This window comes from Escherichia sp. S10b, assembly GCF_028421345.1.
Lineage (GTDB): Bacteria > Pseudomonadota > Gammaproteobacteria > Enterobacterales > Enterobacteriaceae > ECMA0423.
This window is the reverse complement of record NZ_JAHZSO010000097.1, coordinates 114,273-122,884: the sequence shown is the minus strand read 5'-3', so window position 1 is coordinate 122,884 and position 8,612 is coordinate 114,273. Positions and strand designations below refer to the sequence as shown.

Below are 8,612 nucleotides of genomic sequence, written 5' to 3'. Positions count from 1 at the left end.
TTATCCGCTCACAATTTCACACAACATACGAGCCGGAAGCATAAAGTGTAAAGCCTGGGGTGCCTAATGAGTGAGCTAACTCACATTAATTGCGTTGCGCTCACTGCCCGCTTTCCAGTCGGGAAACCTGTCGTGCCAGCTGCATTAATGAATCGGCCAACGCGCGGGGAGAGGCGGTTTGCGTATTGGGCGCCAGGGTGGTTTTTCTTTTCACCAGTGAGACGGGCAACAGCTGATTGCCCTTCACCGCCTGGCCCTGAGAGAGTTGCAGCAAGCGGTCCACGCTGGTTTGCCCCAGCAGGCGAAAATCCTGTTTGATGGTGGTTAACGGCGGGATATAACACGAGCTGTCTTCGGTATCGTCGTATCCCACTACCGAGATATCCGCACCAACGCGCAGCCCGGACTCGGTAATGGCGCGCATTGCGCCCAGCGCCATCTGATCGTTGGCAACCAGCATCGCAGTGGGAACGATGCCCTCATTCAGCATTTGCATGGTTTGTTGAAAACCGGACATGGCACTCCAGTCGCCCTCCCGTTCCGCTATCGGCTGAATTTGATTGCGTGTGAGATATTTATGCCAGCCCGCCAGACGCAGACGCGCCGAGACAGAACTTAATGGGCCCGCTAACAGCGCGATTTGCTGGTGACCCAATGCGACCAGATGCTCCACGCCCAGCCGCGTACCGTCTTCATGGGAGAAAATAATACTGTTGATGGGAGTCTGGTCAGAGACATCAAGAAATAACGCCGGAACATTAGCGCAGGCTGCTTCCACAGCAGTGGCATCCTGGTCATCCAGCGGATAGTTAATGATCAGCCCACTGACGCGTTGCGCGAGAAGATTGTGCACCGCCGCTTTACAGGCTTCGACGCCGCTTCGTTCTACCATCGACACCACCACGCTGGCACCCAGTTGATCAGCGCGAGATTTAATCGCCGCGACAATTTGCGACGGCGCGTGCAGGGCCAGACTGGAGGTGGCAACGCCAATCAGCAACGACTGTTTGCCCGCCAGTTGTTGTGCCACGCGGTTGGGAATGTAATTCAGCTCCGCCATCGCCGCTTCCACTTTTTCCCGCGTTTTCGCAGAAACGTGGCTGGCCTGGTTCACCACGCGGGAAACGGTCTGATAAGAGACACCGGCATACTCTGCGACATCGTATAGCGTTACTGGTTTCACATTCACCACCCTGAATTGACTCTCTTCCGGACGCTATCATGCCATACCGCGAAAGGTTTTGCGCCATTCGATGGTGTCAACGTAAATGCACGCCGCTTCGCCGTCCGGCCACCAGAATAGCCTGCGATTCAACCCCTTCTTCGATCTGTTTTGCTACCCGTTGTAGCGCCGGAAGATGCTTTTCCGCTGCCTGTTCAATGGTCATTGCGCTCGCCATATACACCAGATTCAGACAGCCAATCACCCGTTGTTCACTGCGCAGCGGTACGGCGATAGAGGCGATCTTCTCCTCCTGATCCCAGCCGCGGTAGTTCTGTCCGTAACCCTCTTTGCGCGCGCGCGCCAGAATGGCTTCCAGCTTTAACGGTTCCCGTGCCAGTTGATAGTCATCACCGGGGCGGGAGGCTAACATTTCGATTAATTCCTTGCGGTCTTGTTCCGGGCAAAAGGCCAGCCAGGTCAGGCCAGAGGCGGTTTTCAGAAGCGGCAAACGTCGCCCGACCATTGCCCGGTGAAAGGATAAGCGGCTGAAACGGTGAGTGGTTTCGCGTACCACCATTGCATCAACATCCAGCGTGGACACATCTGTCGGCCATACCACTTCGCGCAACAGATCGCCCAGCAGTGGGGCCGCCAGTGCAGAAATCCACTGTTCGTCACGAAATCCTTCGCTTAATTGCCGCACTTTGATGGTCAGACGAAAACTATCATCGGAGGGGCTACGGCGGACATATCCCTCTTCCTGCAGCGTCTCCAGCAGTCGCCGCACAGTGGTGCGATGCAGGCCGCTGAGTTCCGCCAGCAGCCCGACGCTGGCACCGCCATCAAGTTTATTTAACATATTTAATAACATTAGACCGCGGGTTAAGCCGCGCACGGTTTTGTATTCCGTCTGCTCATTGTTCTGCATATTAATTGACATTTCTATAGTTAAAACAAAGTTGTGCACCTGGTGCACATTCGGGCATGTTTTGATTGTAGCCGAAAACACCCTTCCTATACTGAGCGCACAATAAAAAATCATTTACATGTTTTTAACAAAATAAGTTGCGCCGTACTGTGCGCGCAACGGCATTTTGTCCGAGTCGTGAGGTACTGAAATGGCAATACAACACCCTGACATCCAGCCTGCTGTTAACCATAGCGTTCAGGTGGCGATCGCTGGTGCCGGTCCGGTCGGGCTGATGATGGCGAACTATCTCGGCCAGATGGGCATTGACGTGCTGGTGGTGGAAAAACTCGATAAGTTGATCGACTACCCGCGTGCGATTGGTATTGATGACGAGGCGCTGCGCACCATGCAGTCGGTCGGCCTGGTCGATGATGTTCTGCCGCACACTACGCCGTGGCACGCGATGCGTTTTCTCACCCCGAAAGGCCGCTGTTTTGCTGATATTCAGCCAATGACCGATGAATTTGGCTGGCCGCGCCGTAACGCCTTTATTCAGCCTCAGGTCGATGCGGTGATGCTGGAAGGGTTGTCGCGTTTTCCGAATGTGCGCTGCTTGTTTTCCCGCGAGCTGGAGGCCTTCAGCCAGCAAAATGACGAAGTGACCTTGCACCTGAAAACGGCAGAAGGGCAGCGGGAAACGGTCAAAGCCCAGTGGCTGGTAGCCTGTGACGGTGGAGCAAGTTTTGTCCGTCGCACTCTGAATGTGCCGTTTGAAGGTAAAACTGCGCCAAATCAGTGGATTGTGGTAGATATCGCCAACGATCCGTTAAGTACGCCGCATATCTATTTGTGTTGCGATCCGGTGCGCCCGTATGTTTCTGCCGCGCTGCCTCATGCGGTACGTCGCTTTGAATTTATGGTGATGCCGGGAGAAACCGAAGAGCAGCTGCGTGAGCCGCAAAATATGCGCAAGCTGTTAAGCAAAGTGCTGCCTAATCCGGACAATGTTGAATTGATTCGCCAGCGTGTCTACACCCATAACGCGCGACTGGCGCAACGTTTCCGTATTGATCGCGTACTGCTGGCGGGCGATGCCGCGCACATCATGCCGGTGTGGCAGGGGCAGGGCTATAACAGTGGTATGCGCGACGCCTTTAACCTCGCCTGGAAACTGGCGTTGGTTATCCAGGGGAAAGCCCGCGATGCGCTGCTCGATACCTATCAACAAGAACGTCGCGATCACGCCAAAGCGATGATTGACCTGTCTGTGACGGCGGGCAACGTGCTGGCTCCGCCGAAACGCTGGCAGGGTACGTTACGTGACGGCGTTTCCTGGCTGTTGAATTATCTGCCGCCAGTAAAACGCTATTTCCTCGAAATGCGCTTCAAGCCGATGCCGCAATATTACGGCGGTGCGCTGGTGCGTGAGGGCGAAGCGAAGCACTCTCCGGTCGGCAAGATGTTTATTCAGCCGAAAGTCACGCTGGAAAACGGCGACGTGACGCTGCTCGATAACGCGATCGGCGCGAACTTCGCGGTAATTGGCTGGGGATGCAATCCACTGTGGGGGATGAGCGACGAGCAAATCCAGCAGTGGCGCGCGTTGGGCACACGCTTCATTCAGGTGGTGCCGGAAGTGCAAATTCATACCGCACAGGATAACCACGACGGCGTGCTACGCGTGGGCGATACGCAAGGTCGTCTGCGTAGCTGGTTCGCGCAACACAATGCTTCGCTGGTGGTGATGCGCCCGGATCGCTTTGTTGCCGCCACCGCCATTCCGCAAACCCTGGGCAAGACCCTGAATAAACTGGCGTCGGTGATGACGCTGACCCGCCCTGATGCCGACGTTTCTGTCGAAAAGGTAGCCTGATATGCACGCTTATCTTCACTGTCTTTCCCACTCGCCGCTGGTGGGGTATGTCGACCCGGCGCAAGAGGTGCTCGATGAGGTCAATGGCGTGATTGCCAGCGCCCGCGAGCGTATTGCGGCATTCTCCCCTGAACTGGTGGTGCTGTTTGCGCCAGATCACTACAACGGCTTTTTCTATGACGTGATGCCACCGTTCTGTTTAGGCGTTGGAGCGACGGCAATTGGTGATTTCGGCAGTGCGGCAGGAGAGCTGCCCGTGCCTGTGGAGCTGGCGGAGGCCTGTGCGCATGCTGTCATGAAGAGCGGGATCGATCTTGCCGTTTCTTACTGTATGCAGGTGGACCACGGGTTCGCCCAGCCGCTGGAGTTCCTGCTCGGTGGGCTGGATAAGGTGCCAGTTCTGCCTGTGTTCATCAACGGTGTCGCCACGCCGCTGCCCGGTTTCCAGCGTACCCGCATGTTGGGTGAAGCCATTGGACGTTTCACCAGCACTCTCAATAAACGCGTGCTGTTCCTGGGTTCCGGTGGGCTTTCCCATCAGCCGCCGGTGCCCGAACTGGCGAAAGCCGATGCCCATATGCGCGACCGTCTGTTGGGGAGCGGGAAAGATTTACCCGCCAGTGAGCGCGAATTGCGTCAGCAACGGGTGATTAGCGCCGCTGAGAAGTTTGTTGAGGATCAGAGAACTCTGCATCCGCTCAACCCGATTTGGGATAACCAGTTCATGACTTTGCTGGAGCAGGGACGCATACAGGAACTGGATGCCGTCAGTAACGAAGAGCTTTCCGCCATTGCCGGAAAGTCGACACATGAAATCAAAACCTGGGTCGCCGCTTTTGCCGCTATTTCTACATTTGGCAACTGGCGTAGCGAAGGGCGTTATTACCGCCCAATCCCGGAGTGGATTGCCGGATTTGGCTCGTTAAGCGCCAGAACAGAGAACTGAATATGCAGGAGAAGATGATGAGTTATCAGCCACAAACCGAAGCCGCCACCAGCCGTTTTCTGAATGTAGAAGAAGCGGGTAAAACGCTGCGCATCCATTTTAATGACTGCGGACAAGGCGACGAAACCGTTGTCCTGCTGCACGGTTCCGGCCCGGGTGCTACTGGCTGGGCGAACTTCAGCCGCAATATCGATCCGCTGGTAGAGGCGGGCTATCGGGTGATCCTGCTGGATTGTCCGGGTTGGGGCAAAAGCGATTCGATCGTTAATAGTGGTTCACGATCGGATCTTAATGCACGAATCCTGAAAAGCGTGGTGGATCAACTGGATATCGCCAAAATCCACCTGCTGGGCAACTCGATGGGCGGCCATAGTTCTGTGGCGTTCACCCTTAACTGGCCGGAGCGCGTCGGCAAACTGGTGCTGATGGGCGGCGGTACGGGCGGCATGAGTTTGTTTACGCCGATGCCAACCGAAGGTATTAAGCGACTGAATCAGCTTTATCGTCAGCCGACTATCGAAAACCTGAAGCTGATGATGGATATCTTCGTTTTCGATACCAGCGATTTGACCGACGCCCTGTTTGAAGCGCGCCTGAATAATATGCTGTCGCGCCGCGATCACCTGGAAAACTTCGTTAAGAGCCTGGAAGCTAATCCGAAACAGTTCCCGGATTTTGGCCCACGTCTGGCGGAAATCAAAGCGCAAACCCTGATTGTCTGGGGGCGCAACGACCGCTTTGTGCCGATGGATGCGGGTCTGCGTCTGCTGTCCGGCATTGCCGGTTCTGAACTGCATATCTTCCGCGACTGTGGTCACTGGGCGCAGTGGGAACATGCCGACGCTTTCAATCAATTGGTGCTGAATTTCCTCGCACGCCCTTAAGGAATGGTCATGACGAAGCATACTCTTGAGCAACTGGCGGCGGATTTACGCCGCGCCGCAGAGCAGGGCGAAGCGATTGCGCCGCTGCGCGATCTGATTGGTATCGATAACGCTGAAGCGGCCTACGCCATTCAGCACATAAATGTGCAATATGACGTTGCGCAGGGGCGTCGCGTGGTAGGGCGTAAAGTGGGCCTGACGCATCCGAAAGTGCAGCAACAACTGGGCGTTGATCAACCGGATTTCGGGACATTATTTGCCGACATGTGTTATGGCGATAACGAAATCATTCCTTTTTCCCGTGTTCTGCAACCCCGCATTGAAGCGGAGATCGCACTGGTGTTGAACCGCGATTTACCCGCAACTGATATCACCTTCGACGAACTGTATAACGCCATTGAATGGGTACTTCCGGCGCTGGAAGTGGTGGGGAGCCGCATTCGCGACTGGTCGATTCAGTTTGTCGATACCGTGGCAGATAACGCTTCCTGCGGGGTGTATGTCATCGGCGGTCCGGCGCAACGTCCGGCGGGGTTAGACCTGAAAAACTGCGCCATGAAGATGACGCGTAATAACGAAGAGGTTTCCAGCGGGCGCGGCAGCGAATGCCTGGGACATCCGCTTAATGCCGCCGTCTGGCTGGCACGCAAAATGGCCAGCCTGGGTGAACCGCTGCGCGCCGGAGATATCATTCTTACCGGGGCATTAGGTCCGATGGTGGCAGTGAATGCGGGCGATCGTTTTGAAGCCCATATTGAAGGCATAGGTTCAGTTGCTGCGACATTTTCAAGCGCAGCCCCAAAAGGAAGTCTGTCATGAGTAAGCGTAAAGTCGCCATTATCGGTTCTGGCAACATTGGCACCGATCTGATGATTAAAATTTTGCGTCACGGTCAGCATCTGGAGATGGCGGTGATGGTCGGCATTGATCCTCAGTCCGACGGTCTGGCGCGTGCCAGACGTATGGGCGTCGCCACCACCCATGAAGGGGTGATCGGGCTGATGAACATGCCTGAATTTGCTGATATCGACATTGTATTTGATGCGACCAGCGCGGGCGCGCATGTGAAAAACGATGCCGCTTTACGCGAAGCGAAACCGGATATTCGCTTAATTGACCTGACGCCTGCTGCCATCGGCCCTTACTGCGTGCCGGTGGTTAACCTCGAGGCGAACGTCGATCAACTGAACGTCAACATGGTCACCTGCGGCGGCCAGGCCACCATTCCAATGGTGGCGGCAGTTTCACGCGTGGCGCGTGTTCATTACGCCGAAATTATCGCTTCTATCGCCAGTAAATCTGCCGGACCTGGCACGCGTGCCAATATCGATGAATTTACGGAAACCACTTCCCGAGCCATTGAAGTGGTGGGCGGCGCGGCAAAAGGGAAGGCGATTATTGTGCTTAACCCAGCAGAGCCACCGTTGATGATGCGTGACACGGTGTATGTATTGAGCGACGAAGCTTCACAAGATGATATCGAAGCCTCAATCAATGAAATGGCTGAGGCGGTGCAGGCTTACGTACCGGGTTATCGCCTGAAACAGCGCGTGCAGTTTGAAGTTATCCCGCAGGATAAACCGGTCAATTTACCGGGCGTGGGGCAATTCTCCGGACTGAAAACAGCGGTCTGGCTGGAAGTCGAAGGCGCAGCGCATTATCTGCCTGCCTATGCGGGCAACCTCGACATTATGACTTCCAGTGCGCTGGCGACAGCGGAAAAAATGGCCCAGTCACTGGCGCGCAAGGCAGGAGAAGCGGCATGAACGGTAAAAAACTTTATATCTCGGACGTCACGTTGCGTGACGGTATGCACGCCATTCGTCATCAGTATTCGCTGGAAAACGTTCGCCAGATTGCCAAAGCACTGGACGATGCCCGCGTGGATTCGATTGAAGTGGCCCATGGCGACGGTTTGCAGGGTTCCAGCTTTAACTATGGTTTCGGCGCACATAGCGACCTTGAATGGATTGAAGCAGCGGCGGATGTGGTGAAGCACGCCAAAATCGCGACGTTGTTGCTGCCAGGAATCGGCACTATTCACGATCTGAAAAATGCCTGGCAGGCTGGCGCGCGGGTGGTTCGTGTGGCAACGCACTGTACCGAAGCTGATGTTTCCGCCCAGCATATTCAGTATGCCCGCGAGCTCGGAATGGACACCGTTGGTTTTCTGATGATGAGCCATATGACCACGCCGGAGAATCTCGCAAAGCAGGCAAAGCTGATGGAAGGCTACGGTGCGACCTGTATTTATGTGGTGGATTCTGGCGGTGCGATGAACATGAGCGATATCCGTGACCGTTTCCGCGCCCTGAAAGCAGAGCTGAAACCAGAAACGCAAACTGGCATGCACGCTCACCATAACCTGAGTCTTGGCGTGGCGAACTCTATCGCGGCGGTGGAAGAGGGCTGCGACCGAATCGACGCCAGCCTCGCGGGAATGGGCGCGGGCGCAGGTAACGCACCGCTGGAAGTGTTTATTGCCGCCGCGGATAAACTGGGCTGGCAGCATGGGACCGATCTCTATGCGTTAATGGATGCCGCCGACGACCTGGTGCGTCCGTTGCAGGATCGACCGGTACGAGTCGATCGCGAAACGCTGGCGCTGGGATACGCTGGTGTTTACTCGAGCTTCCTGCGTCACTGTGAAACGGCGGCGGCGCGTTATGGCTTAAGTGCGGTGGATATTCTCGTTGAGCTGGGCAAACGCCGGATGGTTGGCGGCCAGGAGGATATGATCGTTGACGTGGCGCTGGATCTGCGCAACAACAAATAATGATGACTGCCGAGAACGTGCATTTTGTATGCCCATCCCAGCACGACTGCCGGATGCG

Annotated in this window: 8 protein-coding genes; 6 read left to right on the top strand and 2 right to left on the bottom strand. The window is 55.7% G+C overall.

Annotated features, from left to right (window positions below; genetic code table 11):
• Positions 1 to 100: 100 nt before the first annotated feature.
• Together lacI and FTE26_RS07820 are read right to left on the bottom strand one after the other, a co-directional pair.
• Positions 101 to 1,183: a DNA-binding transcriptional repressor LacI gene (lacI, locus tag FTE26_RS07825; RefSeq protein WP_000805910.1), complete on the bottom strand. Its 1,083-nt coding sequence runs from the start codon at positions 1,181 to 1,183 to the stop codon at positions 101 to 103.
• 76 nt (positions 1,184 to 1,259) lie between these two features.
• On the bottom strand, positions 1,260 to 2,093 hold the full coding sequence (locus FTE26_RS07820) for a DNA-binding transcriptional regulator (protein ID WP_001297745.1): 834 nt from the start codon (positions 2,091 to 2,093) through the stop codon (positions 1,260 to 1,262).
• Between the two features lie 190 nt (positions 2,094 to 2,283).
• Here FTE26_RS07820 and FTE26_RS07815 point away from each other — a divergent pair, with 190 nt between their 5' ends.
• From FTE26_RS07815 to mhpE, 6 genes are read left to right on the top strand one after another with little or no spacing between them, the layout of a single operon-like run.
• Complete coding sequence (locus FTE26_RS07815; RefSeq protein WP_001007402.1) at positions 2,284 to 3,948, top strand: bifunctional 3-(3-hydroxy-phenyl)propionate/3-hydroxycinnamic acid hydroxylase; 1,665 nt, start codon at positions 2,284 to 2,286, stop codon at positions 3,946 to 3,948.
• A 1-nt stretch (position 3,949) separates the two neighbouring features.
• On the top strand, positions 3,950 to 4,894 hold the full coding sequence (gene mhpB / locus FTE26_RS07810; protein ID WP_000543459.1) for a 2,3-dihydroxyphenylpropionate/2,3-dihydroxicinnamic acid 1,2-dioxygenase: 945 nt from the start codon (positions 3,950 to 3,952) through the stop codon (positions 4,892 to 4,894).
• Between the two features lie 17 nt (positions 4,895 to 4,911).
• Complete coding sequence (mhpC, locus tag FTE26_RS07805; RefSeq protein ID WP_000121898.1) at positions 4,912 to 5,778, top strand: 2-hydroxy-6-oxonona-2,4-dienedioate hydrolase; 867 nt, start codon at positions 4,912 to 4,914, stop codon at positions 5,776 to 5,778.
• 9 nt (positions 5,779 to 5,787) lie between these two features.
• Entirely contained in the window at positions 5,788 to 6,597 is an 810-nt protein-coding gene (gene mhpD, locus FTE26_RS07800; RefSeq protein WP_000160724.1) for a 2-keto-4-pentenoate hydratase, read from the top strand.
• Positions 6,594 to 7,544: an acetaldehyde dehydrogenase gene (gene mhpF / locus FTE26_RS07795; protein WP_000044314.1), complete on the top strand. Its 951-nt coding sequence runs from the start codon at positions 6,594 to 6,596 to the stop codon at positions 7,542 to 7,544. The genes mhpD and mhpF overlap by 4 nt, the downstream gene beginning before the upstream one ends.
• The gene (gene mhpE / locus FTE26_RS07790) at positions 7,541 to 8,554 is read left to right on the top strand and encodes a 4-hydroxy-2-oxovalerate aldolase (protein ID WP_001013499.1); all 1,014 of its coding nucleotides are present in this window, start codon (positions 7,541 to 7,543) and stop codon (positions 8,552 to 8,554) included. The genes mhpF and mhpE overlap by 4 nt, the downstream gene beginning before the upstream one ends.
• Positions 8,555 to 8,612 lie beyond the last annotated feature (58 nt).

Bases quoted from the DNA above. Each gene is read 5' to 3' on its own strand.
- FTE26_RS07820 (WP_001297745.1), bottom strand. From the start codon at position 2,093: ATGCAGAACAATGAGCAGACGGAATACAAAACCGTGCGCGGCTTAACC.
- mhpB (WP_000543459.1), top strand. From the start codon at position 3,950: ATGCACGCTTATCTTCACTGTCTTTCCCACTCGCCGCTGGTGGGGTAT.
- mhpE (WP_001013499.1), top strand. From the start codon at position 7,541: ATGAACGGTAAAAAACTTTATATCTCGGACGTCACGTTGCGTGACGGT.
- mhpF (WP_000044314.1), top strand. From the start codon at position 6,594: ATGAGTAAGCGTAAAGTCGCCATTATCGGTTCTGGCAACATTGGCACC.
- mhpD (WP_000160724.1), top strand. From the start codon at position 5,788: ATGACGAAGCATACTCTTGAGCAACTGGCGGCGGATTTACGCCGCGCC.
- mhpC (WP_000121898.1), top strand. From the start codon at position 4,912: ATGAGTTATCAGCCACAAACCGAAGCCGCCACCAGCCGTTTTCTGAAT.
- FTE26_RS07815 (WP_001007402.1), top strand. From the start codon at position 2,284: ATGGCAATACAACACCCTGACATCCAGCCTGCTGTTAACCATAGCGTT.